The organism is Citricoccus sp. (assembly GCF_035445025.1).
Lineage (GTDB): Bacteria > Actinomycetota > Actinomycetes > Actinomycetales > Micrococcaceae > Citricoccus.
Window position 1 is genome coordinate 1 of the sequence record NZ_DAOMPX010000028.1, and the last position, 16,768, is coordinate 16,768.

A 16,768-nucleotide genomic window follows, 5' to 3' on the forward strand; every position below is an offset into this window, starting at 1 on the left:
AACGGCATGCTCTACTGCACCGACTGCGAGGGCTGAGCGGCCCCGCTCACCCCGCAGCGGCATTCCGCGGCAGCCCCGAGGCACGCGACAGGCCGGCCAGGTCCTCCTGGCCGGCCTGAGTTGTCCGCGGGCACCGGTCGTCAGCGCGCGGCGTCGTCCGCGTCCCGCGCCATGGTCCCGCCGAGGACGGCCACGAGGCGCTCCGGGTTCCGGGTGCTCGTCAGCCAGTAGGGGGTCCGGTCCCTCTCGTCCGTGATCTGGATGCGCACGACGGGGTCGATCCAGCCGCGGATGCACATGAACGCCAGTCCGTGCAGGGCCGGACCTCGCTGGTGGGTCGCGTCGTCCCCGCGGTAACCGGTGACCTCACCGACGTAGGCGCGCTCGATCCCCGCCCGGCCGACCTGCAGGGTCGTGCCGGTCACCACGATCCGCGGGGTCGACGCCCGCAGCAGGATGGCGATGACGATGAAGACGGCGACGGCGGCCGCCAGGCCGATCTCCAGCCCGATCGGGACGAACACCAGGATCGACAGCGCGGAGATCATCACCGCGATGAGCCAGATCCACACGGACGGGCGCAGTCGCTCCTCGTAGAGAACGGAGGAGTCGGCGGGGCGCGCGCCGGAGTCGGCCGGGGATGCGGAGGAGGATTCGTGCATGCCTCCAAGAATCCCACGTTTGGGGCGCGGAACCGTAAATTCCCCGGTCGGGTACAGTGGCGCCCGTGAATCAGCCAGCCGAGACCACGCACCCGCCTGCCCTCGACCGTCCGGTGGTGGCCCTGACGATGCTCGACGACGGCATCGAGCCCCCCTCCTACGCGATGCCCGGGGACGCCGGGGCGGACCTGCGCACCACGCAGGACGTGGAGCTGGCCCCGGGCGCCCGCGCCCTCGTGCCGACCGGGGTCGCGCTGGCGCTGCCGGAGGGCTTCGTGGGCCTGGTCCATCCGCGGTCCGGGCTCGCGGCCCGCCACGGCCTCAGCCTGGTCAACTCCCCGGGGACCATCGACGCGGGCTATCGCGGCGAGATCAAGGTGCCCCTGCTGAACACGGACCGTGCGGAGACGATCCGGTTGCGCCGTGGAGACCGGATCGCGCAGCTGGTCATCCAGCGCGTGGCCCAGGCTCAGTTCGTGGCGGTCGATGAACTTCCCGCCTCCCACCGGGGCGCGGCCGGGTTCGGGTCCACCGGCGGCTTCTGAGACCGCCGGTCAGGACCGTTCGCCGGTCCACCGCGACTGACCTAAGCTGGACAGGCCGCGTCCACGGGGTTGCCCGCTGGGCGCCGGGCCATGAGAGACGCGTGACGGAAGAGAGGCAGGCAGGGCGATGATCTTCGGCCGGAACCGGAACGTCAAGATCGAGACGGTGACCCTTCCGGAGGGACTCCAGGACGACCGGGGCCGGGAGCCGGGCGATTCCTCCCCGAGCGGTCCCTTCGACGTCTCCGAACGGCCCGCGCTGGACGGGTACATCGACCTCGGGTCGCTGCGCGTGCCCGTCGTGAAGGACCTGAAGGTCCGCCTGGACGTCGAGGAGTCCACGAGGCGGATCATCGGCGCCACCCTCACCCTCGGCCAGTCCTCCCTGCAGGCCCAGGCCTTCGCGGCGCCACGCTCCGGCGGGATCTGGGACGAGATCCGGGCCGAGATCGTCCAGTCGGTCACGGCCACGGAGAACTCCCAGGTGGGGGAGCGGCAGGGACCGTTCGGCACCGAGGTGCTGGCCCGGATCCCCGCGGCGATGCCCGACGGCAGTCCGGGATGGCGCGTCGCCCGGTTCGTCGGCGTGGACGGTCCCCGCTGGTTCCTGCGCGGCGTGATCGGCGGAGAGGCCGCCTTCAAGGAGGACTCGGCCGGCCCCATCGACGAGGTGTTCTCCCGGCTCGTGGTGCAGCGGGGGGACGATCCGCACCCGCCGCGGGAACTGCTGCCCCTGACGCCGCCGGAGAACCTCCGGCCGGTCCGCCGCGCCCAGCCGGACCCCGGGGGCCAGCCGGCTCCGGCCCAGCGGCCGCCGGAACGCGGCCCGGAGATCACGGAGGTCCGTTGATCGGTGGCACCGGAGCCGGGCCGTCCCATGGCACCGTGGTGCGCCGGGACGGCATGGTCGACAACGTCCGGCGTCCCGGCCGCGGCGCCCCGGCCCGTTTCGCCGCCGACCTCGTGACCCAGCCCGCCGGCCCCGGACAGGTGTCCGGGACCGGTGAACGGATCCGGCTCGTCTGGATCGGGCAGCGGTCCGTCCCCGGGATCGAACCCGGCCGGTGGCTGCACGTCGAGGGCTTCCGGGCAGACCATGACGGCGTGCCCACCGTCTTCAACCCGCGCTACGAACTGCTGGCAGGTGCGCACCATGACTGATCCCCGACACCCGGACACCCCTGAGGAGGACGGCCGCCCGGCGGACCCGGTGGACGCGGCGCTGCGCCGGGTCGGCTCGATGGCCGCGACCACCGAGGACGGATCCCTGGACGTCCTGGCGACCATCGGCGGATGGAGGGGGCTGCTCGAGTCCGTGGTCCCCTCGGCGGTGTTCCTGGTGGCCTTCATCACCACCCAGCACCTCTGGGGTGCCGGCATCGCCGCCGTGGCCGTCGCCGCGGTCTTCAGCGTCGTCCGGCTCGCCCAGCGCCAGAGCCCGGTGCAGGCACTGGCCGGCCTCGCGGCCGTCGCCCTGTGCGTGGTGGTGGCCCTGAACACCGGGGAGGCCCGGGACTACTACCTCTGGGGCTTCCTCACCAATGCGGTCTACATCCTGGTGCTGACGGTGTCCGTACTGGTGCGCTGGCCGCTGCTCGGACTGGTCTTCGGCATCATCCGCGGCGAGGGCGTGGCCTGGCAGAAGGACCCACGACGCCGACGGCGCTACGCCCTGGCGACCTGGTTCCTGGTCACGGCCCTGGCCCTGCGACTGCTCGTTCAGGTGCCCCTGTACGCGGCCGAGCTGCTGACGGCGCTCGGCACGGCCCGGCTGGTGATGGGCCTGCCCCTGTATGCGCTCGCACTGTGGCTGGGCTGGCTGGTCTCCGCCCCGGCCGGCCGCTCACCGGCCGACGAGGACCGGCTGGAGCACCCGGGTCAGGGACCCTCGGCGCCGGCCTGATCGCGGGCGGCCCCGCGGCGGGGACGTCGGGCGGCCCGCGCCTGGCGCTCCTGTTCGGGGACCAGCAGGTCCCGCAGCCGGGCCTCCGACTCCTCGGTGGCGAGGAAGAACAGCTCGTCGGCCACCTCCAGCACGTCGTCGTCGCTCGGGGTGATGGGCCGGGTGTCCCGGATGATCGTCACCACGGAGACGTCCGCGGGCCAGGAGACCGAACCCAGCCGGCGCCCCTGCATCCAGTGACCGGCCGGGACGGTGAACTCCACCAGCGTGGTACGGCCCGAGCGCAGGGTCAGCAACCGCACCAGGTCCCCGGTCTCCACGGCCTCCTCGACCAGCGCGGTCATGATGCGGGGCGTGGACACCGCGACGTCGACGCCCCAGGACTCGTCGAAGAGCCAGTCGTTCTTGGGATTGTTCACCCGTGCCACGGTCCGGCCGACGCCGAACTCCGACTTGGCCAGCAGGGACACCACGAGGTTCGACTTGTCGTCACCGGTGGCGGCCACCAGGACGTCCGCCGTCTCCAGGTGGGCCTCCTTCAGCACGGCCAGTTCGCAGGCGTCACCCATCAGCCACTTCACCCCGCGCAGGCCCGAGCGGGTCACCACCTCCGGCTTCTGGTCCACCAGGAGCACCTCGTGCCCGTTCGCCAGCAGCTCGCGGCCGATGGACGACCCGACGGCGCCGGCACCGGCGATCACCACCTTCATGACCGCTCCCCGTCCTGGTCGTCCTGGACGTCCGGACCGGCCTCGAGGCCCGGCCCCGCGGCCAGGACCCGTTCGGCCTCGTCCTGTCCCGCGACGTCCATCACGGCGTGCAGGATGTCGCCCTGCTGGTAGAGGGTCTCGGGCCCCGGGACGATGCCCTCCCCGAATCGCGTGACGAAGGCGATCCGCACCCGCGCCCTCGACTCCAGCTCCGTCAGGGGCCGGCCGATCCAGGCCGGGGAGACATGGACCTCGGCCATGACGATGCGCCCGGAGGAATCGCGGAAGTCACCGGCCAGGTCGGTGTCCGGCAGGATGCGCCGCAGCACCTGGTCGGTGGACCAGCGCACGGCGGCCACGGTGGGGATGCCCAGTCGCTGGTAGATCTCGGCCCGGCCGGGATCGTAGATCCGGGCGACCACGTGCTCCACGCCGAAGGTCTCCCGGGCCACCCGGGCGGCGATGATGTTCGAGTTGTCCCCCGAGGACACGGCCGCGAAGGCGTAGGCGTCCTGGACCCGGGCCCGGGTCAGGGCGTCCCGGTCGAAGCCGACGCCGGTCACCCGCTGTCCGCCGAAGTGACGCCCGAGACGACGGAAGGCGTGCTCGTCCTGGTCCACGACGGCCACCGAGTGGCCCGCCCGCTCCAGGGTCAGGGCCAGGGAGGACCCCACGCGGCCACACCCCATGATCACGTAGTGGGCCATCCGGCCTCCCTCCTGCGTCAGGACGCCGCCCGAGCGACGGCGAGTCCAGTGTGCCACGCGGCCTCACCCCGGGGTGACCGGATGTACGGTTGAGCCGTGCCCAGGATCCTCGAGCCGGTCCGCCGACTGCTGGTCGGCAGGCCCTACGACACCGAGCGGCAGCGCAGCCGGCCCCTGGGGCGTGCCGTGGCGCTGCCGGTGTTCTCCGCCAACGCCCTGTCCTCCGTGGCCTACGCCCCGGACGAGATCCTGCTGACCCTCGCCCTGGGCGGCACGGCGGCCCTGGCCATGGGCCCGGACATCGGCCTGGTGGTGGTGGCCGTGATGCTGCTGATCGTGCTGTCCTACCGTGTGTCCATCAGCGCCTATCCGCGGGGCGGGGACTACGCCATCACCCGCGCCAACCTCGGCCCCTGGGCCGGGGTCACGGTCGGGGCGGCCATGATGATGGACCTGGTGTTCACGGTGGCCGTCTCGGTGGCGGCCATGGCGCACTACCTGGCGGCCGTGTTCCCGGTGCTGACCGGAGCCGAGCTGTGGGTGGCCGTGGTCGGCGTCGTGGTCCTGGCCCTGGCCAACATCCGCGGAGCCGGCCGGGGCCGGCTGCTCCCCGCCGTGCTGGTCTACCTGTTCCTGACCCTGCTGTTCGGGATGCTGGTGAGCGGGCTCGTCCAGGACCTCACCGGCACCCTCGGCGCGGCCCGGTCCGCGGACGTGGAACCCGTCCCGGACCCGGCGTTCGCCCAGGGGCTGGGCGGACTGGCCGTGGCGGTGCTGGCGGTGCGCGCCTTCTCGTCCGGTTCAGCGCTCGCCACGGGCGTGGAGGTCCCGGCCGCCAACGTGGACGCCATGGCACAGCCGCGGATCCGGACCGCGCGGTTCGTCATGCTGGCCATGGGCCTGCTCGCCGGCGCCTCCACCCTCGGGGTGATGTACCTGGCCGACCGCACGGACGTGGTCTTCGTCCTGGATCCCGCCACCCTGCGCACCGCCGGCGGGGGAGAGGTCCCGGCAGACTACGTCCAGAACCCGGTGCTCGCCCAGCTCGCCAACGCGGTGTTCGGGCAGGGCGGGCTCCTGTCCGGTGCCCTGGTGCTGCTGGTCGCCGTGCTGCTGCTGCTCGCCGGGCACTCGGCGTTCAAGTCCTTCCCGGAGCTGACCTCCCGGCTCGCCCGGGACGCCTACCTGCCCCGTCAGCTGCTCACCCGCGGGGACCGGCTCGGCTACACCAACGGGATCGTCCTGCTCACCCTGGCCGCGCTGGTCCTGGTGGTGGCCTTCCGGGCCCAGACGGCCCTGCTGGTCCAGCTGTACGTGATCGGCGTCTTCCTGTCCTTCACCGTCAGCCAGCTGGGGATGGTGCGGCACTGGACCCGCCAGCTCGCCCACACCCCGGGCGGCCGGCCGCGCCAGACGGTCCGGCTCCGGCGGGCGGTGAACCTGGTCGGTCTCGCCGTGACGGCACTGGTCGCCGTGGTGGTCCTGGTCACCCGGTTCACCTACGGTGCCTGGGTGGCCCTGCTGGCCATCGCCGTCATGGTCTCCGTGATGGCCCGCATCCGGGCCCACTACGACGCCGTCGCCGCGGAACTGGACCTCACGCCCGCGGAGGACGCCCGCGCGCTGCCCTCCCGCGTGCACGCCCTGGTGCTGGTGATGAGCGTGCAGCGCCCCACGCTGCGCGCCCTGGCCTACGCCCGCGCGTCGCGGCCGTCCAGCCTCGAGGCCGTGGTGGTGGACCTGGACAAGGCCGCCACCCGGAGGCTGCTGGCCGAATGGGACCGGTTGCAGCTGCCCGTCCCGGTCACCGTGCTGGCCTCCCCGTACCGGGAGATGGCCGAGCCGCTGATCCGCCACCTCCGCACGCTGCGCCGCAGTTCCCCGAGGGACCTGGTGGTGGTCTACATCCCCGAGTACGTCGTGGCCCGCGGCTGGCAGTCCCTGCTGCACAACCGCACCACACAGCGCATCAAGGAGCGGTTGCACCGGGAGCCCGGGGTGATGGTCGCATCCGTCCCGTGGCAGCTTTCCCGCAGGCAGGGGCCGGGTGCGGATACGCGACCGCTACCTGAATCCGAGGCGATCCCGCCGGGGACTGGACCCGGCCCAGTAGAGTCTTCGGTGAAGGACAGTGCGTCGAGGGTCGGCGAGACCGGCCCCCTCGACGCGGGTGCCCACGACCGCTGAGAGGACGTCGAGGATGACCAGTACCCGGGACACCAGCAGGTTCGACGGAGCCCTACGGCCCGTGGACGACGATTCCGGAGCCTATGACGTGCCCCAGCTGCTCGAACTCGAGGCCGGCCCCATGGCGCACGGCGGCCATTGCGTGGCCCGGTACGACGGCCGGGTGGTCTTCGTCCGCCACGCGATTCCCGGAGAGGTGGTCCGGGCCCTCGTCACCGAGGCGGGGGAGGGCGCCCGGTTCTGGCGTGCAGACGCCGTCGAGGTCCTGCAGGGCTCCGAGTTCCGCCGCACCCACCAGTGGAAGCTCGCGGACTCGCTGCGGGCCCATGCCGCCGGGCGACTGCCGGTGGGCGGGGCCGAATTCGGGCACATCGTGCTTCCGCACCAGCGCCGGCTCAAGGCACAGGTCTTCCGGGACACGGTGGCCAGGATCGCGGGCATCCAGCTCGACGTCCACGTCACCGGTGCCCCGGGGGACGACCCCTCGGGACTGCACTGGCGCACCCGCAATTCCTTCGCCGTGACCCCCACCGGCCGGCTCGCCATGCACGCCCACCGCTCCACCGTCCTGGTCCCGGTGCGGAACATGCCGCTGGGCGTGCCGGGACTGGACGCCCTGAAGCTGTGGGAACTGGACCTCACGGGCATCGAACGCGTGGAGGTCGCCACCCCCGCGGACGGCCAGCCCTCGCTCGTGGTGCTGACACCGGTTGAGGGAGCGGACATCGCCCAGCTCGGCGGCCGGATGCACCGCCAGACGGCACGGCTGCCCGAGGGGACCTCCGTGGTCCTGATGGGCCCGCCGGAGCGGCCCGGGGACCGGCCCACGCTGCACCGGTTGCGGGGGCGCACCTGGACGCAGGAGGTGGTGGAGTCCCGGATCGGCGGGAGGAAGACCTACCGGATCACCGGGGACGGCTTCTGGCAGGTCCACCGGGCGGCTCCCCAGATGCTGGTGGACGCCGTCCTCGAGGCGGCCGACCCGCAGCCCGGACAGGTCATCGCTGACCTGTACGCCGGGGCCGGTCTGTTCACCGCGTACCTGGCCGACGCCGTCGGGACGCAGGGACTGGTGCTGTCCGTGGAGGCCTCCCCGGGAGCCAGCCGCGACGCCCGGCGGAACCTGCACGGGGTCGAACAGGCCGCCGTGCTCAACGGCCTGACCGACCGGATCCTGGGTGGTTGGCTGAGGGATCCGGCGGCGCCGGTGAACGAGTGCGGCCTGGGCTCCCGGCACGTGGACACCGTGGTGCTCGACCCGCCCCGCGCCGGAGCCGGCAAGACCGCCGTGGAACGCATCCACCGGCTGGACCCCAAGCGCATCGTGTACGTGTCCTGCGACCCGGCCTCGTTCGCCCGTGACCTGGGCCTGCTGAACCAGGCCGGCTGGTCCGTGGAGGCCGCGGACGTCTACGACCTCTACCCGGACACGCACCACATGGAATCGGTCGCGCTGCTGGTCCGCCACTGACGCCCGCGGCGTCCGTCCACCGTGTCAGGAATCCCTGACGGGCCGTCAAGAAAGCCGTGTCACCGCCGGTGAATGGACGGATGACGGGCCGCCCTTCGGGATAGGATGGTCGGCGAGCCCCCTGTGACGGTGTCGACAGACCGCCGGCCCAGGACGGGCACCTGGCCGTCGCCACCGGTCCGGCATCGCCCGTACGCGGTGCCGGGAGAGCCGGTAGGCGCGGCAATGGCACTCAAGACCGGCCAATCGCCCTGACGCAGGGCGGGAAGAGGAGTCCTCCGTGACTACTGTTGACAGCTTCGGCTCCAAGGGCGTCCTGGACGTCAATGGAGCCGAGTACGAGATTTTCCGGCTCAACAAGGTGGAGGGTGCCGAGAAGCTGCCCTACTCCCTGAAGGTCCTGCTGGAGAACCTGCTCCGCACCGAGGACGGTGCCAACGTCACCGCCGAGTCGGTCAAGGCCCTGGCCTCATGGGATCCGAACGCCCAGCCGGACACCGAGATCCAGTTCACCCCGGCCCGTGTCATCATGCAGGACTTCACCGGCGTCCCCTGCGTGGTGGACCTGGCGACCATGCGCGAGGCCATCAAGGACCTCGGCGGCGACCCGACGCGCGTGAACCCGCTCGCCCCGGCCGAGCTCGTCATCGACCACTCCGTGCAGATCGACTCCTTCGGCAACGACCACGCCGTCGAGCGGAACATGGAGATCGAGTACCAGCGCAACGGTGAGCGCTACCAGTTCCTGCGCTGGGGCCAGACCGCGTTCGACGACTTCAAGGTCGTCCCCCCGGGCATGGGCATCGTCCACCAGGTCAACATCGAGAACCTCTCCCGCACCGTGATGACCCGCGAGGTCGACGGCGTGCTGCGTGCCTACCCGGACTCCTGCGTCGGCACCGACTCCCACACCACCATGGTCAACGGCCTGGGCGTGCTGGGCTGGGGCGTGGGCGGCATCGAGGCCGAGGCCGCCATGCTCGGCCAGCCGGTGTCCATGCTGATCCCGCGCGTCGTGGGCTTCAAGCTGACCGGTTCCATCCCCGCCGGAGCCACCGCCACCGACGTGGTCCTCACCATCACCGAGATGCTGCGCCAGCACGGCGTGGTCGGCAAGTTCGTCGAGTTCTACGGCGAGGGCGTCGGCTCCGTGCCGCTGGCCAACCGCGCCACCATCGGCAACATGTCCCCGGAGTTCGGCTCCACCGCCGCCATGTTCCCGATCGACCAGGTCACCCTGGACTACCTGCGCCTGACCGGCCGCTCCGAGGAGAACATCGCCCTGGTCGAGGCCTACACCAAGGAACAGGGCCTCTGGCACGATCCGTCCAAGGAGGTCCAGTACTCCGAGTACCTCGAACTGGACCTGGGCACCGTGGTGCCGTCGATCTCCGGCCCGAAGCGTCCGCAGGACCGCATCGAGCTGACCGACGCCAAGGACCAGTTCCGCAAGGACATCCACAACTACGCCTCGGAGGACGAGGCCGGTGCGGGCCGTCCGTCCAAGACCGTGCCGGTCTCCATGCAGGACGGCCGCCAGTTCGAGCTGGACCACGGCGCGGTGTCGATCGCCTCGATCACCTCCTGCACCAACACCTCGAACCCCTCGGTGATGATGGCCGCCGCCGTGCTGGCGCGCAACGCCGTCGAGAAGGGCCTGACCTCCAAGCCGTGGGTCAAGACCTCCGTCGCCCCGGGCTCGCGCGTGGTCACCGACTACTACGAGAAGTCCGGCCTGATCCCGTCGCTGGAGGCCCTGGGCTTCCACATCGTCGGCTACGGCTGCACCACCTGCATCGGCAACTCCGGCCCGCTGGAGCCGGAGATCTCGCAGGCCATCCAGGACCAGGACCTGTCCGTGACCTCGGTGCTCTCGGGCAACCGGAACTTCGAGGGCCGCATCAACCCGGACGTGAAGATGAACTACCTGGCCTCCCCGCCGCTGGTGGTCGCCTACGCCCTGGCCGGCACCATGGACTTCGACTTCGAGAACGACCCGCTGGGCCAGGACTCCGAGGGCAACGACGTCTACCTCAAGGACATCTGGCCGGACCCGACCGAGGTCCAGCAGATCATCGACGCCTCGATCGACACCGAGATGTTCACCCACCAGTATGGGACCATCTTCGACGGTGACGAGCGCTGGCAGGCCCTGGAGACCCCCGAGGGCGACACCTTCGCCTGGGACCCGAACTCCACCTACGTCCGCAAGCCCCCGTACTTCGAGGGCATGAAGGCCAGCCCGGAGCCGGTCTCGGACATCGAGGGCGCCCGCGTGCTGCTCAAGCTGGGCGACTCGGTGACCACCGACCACATCTCCCCGGCCGGTTCCTTCAAGTCGGACACCCCGGCGGGCCAGTACCTGCTGGCCAACGGCGTGGAGCGCAAGGACTTCAACTCCTACGGTTCCCGTCGTGGCAACCACGAGGTGATGATCCGCGGCACCTTCGCGAACATCCGCATCAAGAACCAGCTGCTGGACGGGGTGGAAGGCGGCTTCACCCGCGACTTCACCCAGGACGGCGCCCCGCAGGCCTACGTCTACGACGCCGCCCAGAACTACCAGGCCGCCGGCACCCCGCTGGTGGTGCTGGCCGGCAAGGAGTACGGTTCCGGCTCCTCGCGTGACTGGGCCGCCAAGGGCACGGCGCTGCTGGGCGTCAAGGCCGTCATCACCGAGTCCTTCGAGCGCATCCACCGCTCGAACCTCATCGGCATGGGCGTGCTGCCGCTGCAGTTCCCCGAGGGCCAGAACGCGGACACCCTCGGGCTCGTCGGCACCGAGACCTTCTCGATCACCGGGATCACGGCCCTGAACGAGGGCACCACCCCGAAGACCGTCAAGGTCACCGCGACGGCCGAGGACGGCAAGGTCACCGAGTTCGACGCCACCGTGCGCATCGACACCCCCGGTGAGGCGGACTACTTCCGCAACGGCGGCATCCTGCAGTACGTGCTGCGCCAGATCGCCGGCAAGTGACATCGCCCTGAGGTGAGGCCGGCCCCGACGCCGGCCCGCCGAGAGCGAGAGGACCGGGACCCCCAGCGGGTCCCGGTCCTTCGTCGTCCGGACACGTCCCGGGCGGACGCGGGACCGTCACTGGAGGGCGGAGGTGAGCCGTGCGAGCCCGTCCAGGACGGTGGAGCGCAGCGGTTCCCTCTCCCACTCGGCCAGGGTGAGCTCCCGGCTGATCTCGCGGTAGCCGTCCTCGACGCCGCGCATCTGCTCGACGAAGCCGGCCCCGCGCACGAGCAGCGACACCTCGAGGTCCAGGGCGAAGGACCGGATGTCCATGTTGCTGGAGCCGATGACGGCGGTGTCGTCGTCGATCGAGAGGTGCTTGGCGTGCAGGATGAACGGCGCGGGGTACCGGAAGATGCGGACCCCGGCCCGCAGCAGCGCGCCGTAGTAGGAGCGCTGGGCATGGAAGACCGGCCCCTGGTCACCCCATTCCGAGACGAACAGGTGCACCTCGAGACCGCGGTGGCAGGCGGACGTGATGGCGTACATCATCGCCTCGTCGGGCACGAAGTAGGGGCTGGTGATGATGACCCGGTGGCGGGCCGAGTAGAGCAGCGCGAGGAAGAGGTGCAGGTTGTTCTCGTACTCGAAGCCGGGCCCGCTCGGCACCACCTGGCATTCCAGCGCCGCCGGCGAGTCGTCGAACCCGACGGCGGGGGCGGCGACGTGCTCGCCGTCCAGGACCTCGTCGGTCTCGCAGTACCAGTCGGTCAGGAAGACCGCGTTGAGGCCACTGACCACCGGGCCGGTGGTCCTGGTCATCAGGTCCTGCCACTGCAGCCCGCGCCGCAGGTTCTTCGCCAGGTTGTAGCTGCGGTCGACCAGGTTCTGCGAGCCCATCCAGCCGATCCGGCCGTCGACCACGACGAGCTTGCGGTGATTGCGCAGGTCGGGGCGCTGCCATTGTCCCCTCAGCGGCCGCACGGGCAGCATGAACGACCACTGCACCCCGATCCGGTCGAGCTCCGCGACGGTCTCGCGGTGCCCGGGGGCGCGGACCGAGGCGACGTGGTCCAGGAGCAGGCGCACCACCACACCGCGGGCGACGGCGTCCTCCATCGCCCGGAAGAAGTCCCTCGTCGCCACGTCGTACGAGACGATGTAGAACTCGACGTGCACGAAGCTGGTGGCGCTGTCGATGTCGGCCGTCATGCCGACCAGCGAACCGGCGTAGTCGCCGACGAGCTCCGCCCGGCTGCCGCCCACGGCCGGCACGGCGCCGAGTGCCCGGTTGAGCTCCACCACCCCGTCGAACCACGCCGGCCGGCGGGCCCTGACCGCCTCGGGCACCAGGTGCACGTCCCGCACCCCGGCGGCGATCATCCGGTTGACCTCGGCCTGCCTCGCGCGCCGCTTCCGCGGCAGCTTCGGGCTGCCGATCAGCAGGAAGAACAGGATGCCGAGGTAGGGGACCAGGAGGATCGCCAGCAGCCACGCCATCGCCGCCGTCGGCTTGCGGTCGCGCGGGATGACAATGAGCGCGGCGATGCGGATGGCCAGGTCGACCGCGACGAGGACCACTGCGATGAGCACCGTCCCCTGCTGCGGCTCCATTCCGCCGACGATAGCGGGGGACGCCGAGGCGCTACATCACCCGATCAGGATGATGACCGCGCGCGGCGCCGTACCTACTCTGGCGATACCACTCGAGCACGAGACGAGGTCGCGATGAGCAGCACCGGTCCGCGCCTCGACGGCCGCACCGGCCGCTACCCCCGGGGGACGATCATCCTCCTCGGCGCAGCTGCCGCCGTCGTCGTGGGCGCGGGGATCCACGGCATCCGGGACATCCTGGCCCCCGTGCTGCTCACCCTCGTGCTCGTGATCTGCGCGAGCCCCGTGCGCGGCCGCCTCGAGAGGCTCGGGGTGCCGTCGGGGCTGGCCACCGGTTCGGTCATCCTCGTCGTGTTCGCGCTGCTGGCCGTGTTCACGTACACGCTGATCATCGCCTTCGCGCAGTTCGTGGCGATGCTGCCGACGTACGCCTCACAGTTCCAGGAGATCGGTGCCCAGATCGCCGCCGCACTGACCAGGCTCGGCATCGGGCAGGCCCAGATCCAGTCGTTCGTCGGCGGCCTGGACCCGGGCAGCATCGCCGCGGCCATCACCGGCGCCCTCGGAAGCGTCGCGAGCATCACGGGCGCGCTCGTCATCGTGCTCACCATGATGATCCTGATGGCGGCCGATGCCGCCTACGCCCGGACGATCCTGCGCCAGCTCAGTGAGCGACGGCCGGACCTGGTCCGGGCGCTGCGCGACTACGCCACGAACGTGCGGCGCTACATGGTGGTGACCACGGTGCTCGGCGTGGCGCAGGGTGCGCTCAACGCGACCGCGCTGTACATCATGGGGGTGCCCGCCGCCCTGCTCTGGGGGCTCCTGGCCTTCCTGTGCAGCTTCATCCCGAACATCGGCTACTTCTTCGCGATCATCCCGCCGATCGTCTTCGGCTTCCTCGTCGGCGGCTGGCCGACCGTGGTCTGGGTCGTCGTGGTCTACGGCGTCATCAACGGGGTGGTGCAGTCGATCGTCCAGCCCCGGGTGGTCGGGCAGGCCGTCTCCCTGAGCCAGACCGTCACCTTCTTCTCGGTGCTGCTCTGGGCCGCGCTGACCGGTCCGGTCGGCGCGATCCTCGCGATCCCGCTCACCCTGCTGGTCAAGGCACTGCTGGTGGACGCCAACCCGGAGGCCCACTGGCTGCGCCCGGTCATCGGCCCCACGGCGGAGACGCGGGAGATCCTGAGGTCCGAGGAGGCCGCGGCGAGGACGGCCCGCACGTCGAGGCGGGCCGAGGCCCGACGTACCGGAACAGCCCGTCGCACCGGAACGGCCCGTCGCGGCACCAGTCCCCGGCGGGGCCCGACACCGTCCGCGCCGACCGCCTGATCGGGCCCGCGTGCGCATAGTACGATGAGGGAAGCAGCTGAGGCGTACTTTCCCTGGGGCGCTGGGTCCCGGGCCTTCCCCGGCTCCCCGGCCTCGTGGGAGGGGTCCCTCCGCGTCATCCCGTCCCCGGCCGAAAGGACCGCCAGCCCGTGGGCCTTCTCGAAACGATCCGTTCACCCCAGGACCTCAGCCGGCTCACGCCCAGCCAGGTCCGGAGGCTGGCGGAGGAGGTCCGGACGTTCCTGATCGCCAACGTCTCCCGCACCGGCGGTCACCTCGGTCCCAACCTGGGCGTGGTCGAGCTGACCCTCGCGATCCACCGGATGTTCGACTCCCCGCGGGACGCGGTGATCTTCGACACCGGGCACCAGTCGTACGTGCACAAGCTCGTCACCGGGCGGCAGGACTTCTCCACGCTGCGCCAGCAGGGCGGGCTGTCCGGATACGGCGACCGGGGTGAGTCGGTGCACGACGTCGTGGAGTCCTCCCACGCATCGTCCTCCCTGTCCTGGGCGGACGGCATCTCCCGCGCCTGGGCACTGCGCGGCGAGGGCGACCGGTACGTGGTCGCCGTGATCGGCGACGGAGCGCTGACCGGGGGCATGGCGTGGGAGGCCATCAACAACATCGCCGCGGACCGCGACCGCCGCGTCGTGATCGTCGTCAATGACAACGGCCGGTCCTACGCCCCGACCGTCGGCGGCCTGGCGAACCAGCTCTCGGCCCTGCGCCGGGCGTTCCTGGACAAGCTGCGCACCCACCGCACCTACGAGGACACCCTGGACTTCTGGAAGGGCCGGCTGCAGACCTCCGGTGCCGCCGGGCGCTTCGTCTACCGCTCCCTGCACGCCACGAAGAAGGGCATCAAGGACTGGTGGGCCCCGCAGGGCCTGTTCGAGGACCTCGGGATGAAGTACATCGGCCCCATCAACGGGCACGACCAGGATCAGCTCGAGGAGGCCCTGACCGACGCCCGGAACTACGCGGGCCCGGTCATCGTCCACGCCATGACGGAGAAGGGCCACGGTTACGCCCCGGCGGTCGCGCACGTGGACGACCAGTTCCACGCGATCGGCAGGATCGACCCGGAGACCGGCGAACCGGTGGCCTCGAGCTCCGGACCGTCCTGGACCTCGGTCTTCGGCGACGAGATCGTGGCGATCGCCGACGAGCGCCCGGACATCGTGGCCATCACCGCCGCCATGAAGATCCCCGTCGGCCTGGGCGCGATGGCCGAGAAGCACCCCCAGCGCGTCTACGACGTCGGCATCGCCGAACAGCACGCGGTCACCTCGGCGGCCGGCATGGCGTTCGGCGGGCTGCACCCTGTGGTCGCCGTCTACGCCACGTTCCTCAACCGCGCCTACGACCAGGTCCTGATGGACGTCGGCCTGCACCGCGCCGGCGTGACGTTCGTCCTGGACCGCGCCGGGGTCACCGGACCGGACGGACCCAGCCACCACGGCATGTGGGACCTGGCGCTGCTGCAGTCCGTGCCCTCGCTGCGGATCGCCGCGCCCCGGGACGCCGAACGGCTGCGCGAGGAACTGCGCGAGGCCGTGGCCGTGGAGGACGCCCCGACCGTGGTGCGGTTCTCGAAGGGCTCGGTCGGCCCGGAGATCGCCGCCCTGGAACGCCTGGACGACGGCGTGGACGTGCTGCTGCGCCTCGGCGCGGCCTCCGCGGAGCCCGGTGCCGAGCGCGACGTGTTGATCATCGCCGTCGGCGCCCTGGCCGAACTGGGCCTGGACGTGGCCGCACGGCTGGCCGACCAGGGCATCTCCGCCACCGTCATCGACCCGCGGTGGGTCCTGCCCGTGCGCCGCTCGGTCATCGAGATGGCCGCGGACCACCGGATCGTCGTCTGCCTCGAGGACGGGGTGCGGGCCGGCGGCGTCGGCTCCCGCATCCGGCAGGAGATGCGCGCCCGCGGCGTGGACACCGCCCTGAACGAGGTCGGCCTGCCCGTGGAGTTCCTGGCCCACGGCAGCCGCGAGCAGGTGCTCGAGCGCACGGGCCTGACGGCCCGCCAGGTCGCCCACGACACCGTGGCCCAGGTCCTCGGCACCAAGGTGCCGTTCGCCCGGCCGCTCACCGGCCAGGACACCGGCCCGATCCCGACGACGAAGGAGCAGTCTTGAGCATCGTCCGCACCTACCGGCGCAGCGAGTCCGACGGCCAGCCCCGGCTGGACTACCGCGAGGCCTGGTTCGCGCCCGGCAGCGGTGAGGTGGTGGTCCACCACGGCCGGGTGGGCACCACCGGCACGACGTCGGCCGAGAAGGTCGCGGACGACGTGGCCGGTGAGGAGCTGCTCGCCAGTTTCGCGGCGCAGTGCGCCGAGGACGGCTTCGCCGAGGTGCCCGCCGAGGAGATGGACCGGCTTCAGGTCGCCTACCGGCTCAAGGGCTTCGAGCCGACGCAGGTCGAGCGCGGCCTGGTGGTGCGGCTCCGCGGCGAGATCACGAACCAGCTGGCCTGGCGCGGACTGGGCGAGGTCGTCGGCGAGCGGCTCGAGTCGGGGCAGGTCGTCTTCGAGGTGACCACCCCGCACCGGCGCAAGGCCGCCGCCGAGATCCCGGCCGCGGCGAAGCTCGCGGGCGTCCAGGCCTCGCGCGTGACGACCTCCGCCTGAACCGCCCGGCCTGAACCTCCCGGCCTGGACCGTCCGAACC

The 16,768-nt window shown here is 71.5% G+C and carries 14 protein-coding genes; 10 read left to right on the top strand and 4 right to left on the bottom strand.

Translation table 11 applies throughout. The features are described 5' to 3' along the window. Positions 1 to 140: 140 nt before the first annotated feature. Entirely contained in the window at positions 141 to 662 is a 522-nt protein-coding gene (locus PLJ28_RS10015; RefSeq protein ID WP_183526441.1) for a DUF3093 domain-containing protein, read from the bottom strand. A 65-nt stretch (positions 663 to 727) separates the two neighbouring features. Here PLJ28_RS10015 and dut point away from each other — a divergent pair, with 65 nt between their 5' ends. From dut to PLJ28_RS10035, 4 genes are all read left to right on the top strand, one after another. Beyond that, complete coding sequence (gene dut, locus PLJ28_RS10020; RefSeq protein WP_040385564.1) at positions 728 to 1,207, top strand: dUTP diphosphatase; 480 nt, start codon at positions 728 to 730, stop codon at positions 1,205 to 1,207. A gap of 127 nt (positions 1,208 to 1,334) precedes the next feature. Continuing rightward, a complete protein-coding gene (locus PLJ28_RS10025; protein ID WP_183526438.1) occupies positions 1,335 to 2,057 on the top strand; it encodes a DUF3710 domain-containing protein in 723 nt (240 codons plus the stop codon). Beyond that, positions 2,054 to 2,368, top strand: coding sequence for a hypothetical protein (locus tag PLJ28_RS10030; RefSeq protein ID WP_183526434.1), 315 nt, complete (start codon positions 2,054 to 2,056; stop codon positions 2,366 to 2,368). The genes PLJ28_RS10025 and PLJ28_RS10030 overlap by 4 nt, the downstream gene beginning before the upstream one ends. After that, positions 2,361 to 3,110: a DUF3159 domain-containing protein gene (locus PLJ28_RS10035; RefSeq protein WP_183526431.1), complete on the top strand. Its 750-nt coding sequence runs from the start codon at positions 2,361 to 2,363 to the stop codon at positions 3,108 to 3,110. Before PLJ28_RS10030 ends, PLJ28_RS10035 begins: the two co-directional genes overlap by 8 nt. Here the strand turns inward: PLJ28_RS10035 and PLJ28_RS10040 are convergent. Both PLJ28_RS10040 and PLJ28_RS10045 read right to left on the bottom strand, forming a co-directional pair. Further along, on the bottom strand, positions 3,086 to 3,820 hold the full coding sequence (locus PLJ28_RS10040) for a potassium channel family protein (RefSeq protein ID WP_183526428.1): 735 nt from the start codon (positions 3,818 to 3,820) through the stop codon (positions 3,086 to 3,088). The genes PLJ28_RS10035 and PLJ28_RS10040 overlap by 25 nt on opposite strands. Continuing rightward, the gene (locus tag PLJ28_RS10045; protein WP_183528398.1) at positions 3,817 to 4,527 is read right to left on the bottom strand and encodes a potassium channel family protein; all 711 of its coding nucleotides are present in this window, start codon (positions 4,525 to 4,527) and stop codon (positions 3,817 to 3,819) included. Before PLJ28_RS10045 ends, PLJ28_RS10040 begins: the two co-directional genes overlap by 4 nt. 96 nt (positions 4,528 to 4,623) lie before the next feature. On the opposite strand from PLJ28_RS10045, the gene PLJ28_RS10050 reads away from it, so the two are divergent. The 3 genes from PLJ28_RS10050 to acnA all read left to right on the top strand — a co-directional run bounded on the left by PLJ28_RS10050 (position 4,624) and on the right by acnA (position 11,165). After that, a complete protein-coding gene (locus PLJ28_RS10050; protein ID WP_183526425.1) occupies positions 4,624 to 6,714 on the top strand; it encodes an APC family permease in 2,091 nt (696 codons plus the stop codon). 13 nt (positions 6,715 to 6,727) lie between these two features. Continuing rightward, a complete protein-coding gene (locus tag PLJ28_RS10055; protein ID WP_298044276.1) occupies positions 6,728 to 8,185 on the top strand; it encodes a class I SAM-dependent RNA methyltransferase in 1,458 nt (485 codons plus the stop codon). A 280-nt stretch (positions 8,186 to 8,465) separates the two neighbouring features. Next, entirely contained in the window at positions 8,466 to 11,165 is a 2,700-nt protein-coding gene (acnA, locus tag PLJ28_RS10060) for an aconitate hydratase AcnA (protein ID WP_010143314.1), read from the top strand. A 117-nt stretch (positions 11,166 to 11,282) separates the two neighbouring features. On the opposite strand, the gene cls is transcribed toward acnA, so the two are convergent. Continuing rightward, on the bottom strand, positions 11,283 to 12,761 hold the full coding sequence (gene cls, locus PLJ28_RS10065; RefSeq protein WP_298044275.1) for a cardiolipin synthase: 1,479 nt from the start codon (positions 12,759 to 12,761) through the stop codon (positions 11,283 to 11,285). A 114-nt stretch (positions 12,762 to 12,875) separates the two neighbouring features. Between cls and PLJ28_RS10070 the strand changes: the two genes are divergently transcribed. The 3 genes from PLJ28_RS10070 (at position 12,876) to PLJ28_RS10080 (ending at position 16,728) form a co-directional block, all read left to right on the top strand. Beyond that, entirely contained in the window at positions 12,876 to 14,093 is a 1,218-nt protein-coding gene (locus PLJ28_RS10070; protein WP_298044273.1) for an AI-2E family transporter, read from the top strand. Between the two features lie 149 nt (positions 14,094 to 14,242). Next, positions 14,243 to 16,234, top strand: coding sequence for a 1-deoxy-D-xylulose-5-phosphate synthase (gene dxs / locus PLJ28_RS10075; RefSeq protein WP_183526415.1), 1,992 nt, complete (start codon positions 14,243 to 14,245; stop codon positions 16,232 to 16,234). Continuing rightward, on the top strand, positions 16,231 to 16,728 hold the full coding sequence (locus PLJ28_RS10080) for a hypothetical protein (RefSeq protein ID WP_010143312.1): 498 nt from the start codon (positions 16,231 to 16,233) through the stop codon (positions 16,726 to 16,728). The genes dxs and PLJ28_RS10080 overlap by 4 nt, the downstream gene beginning before the upstream one ends. Positions 16,729 to 16,768 lie beyond the last annotated feature (40 nt).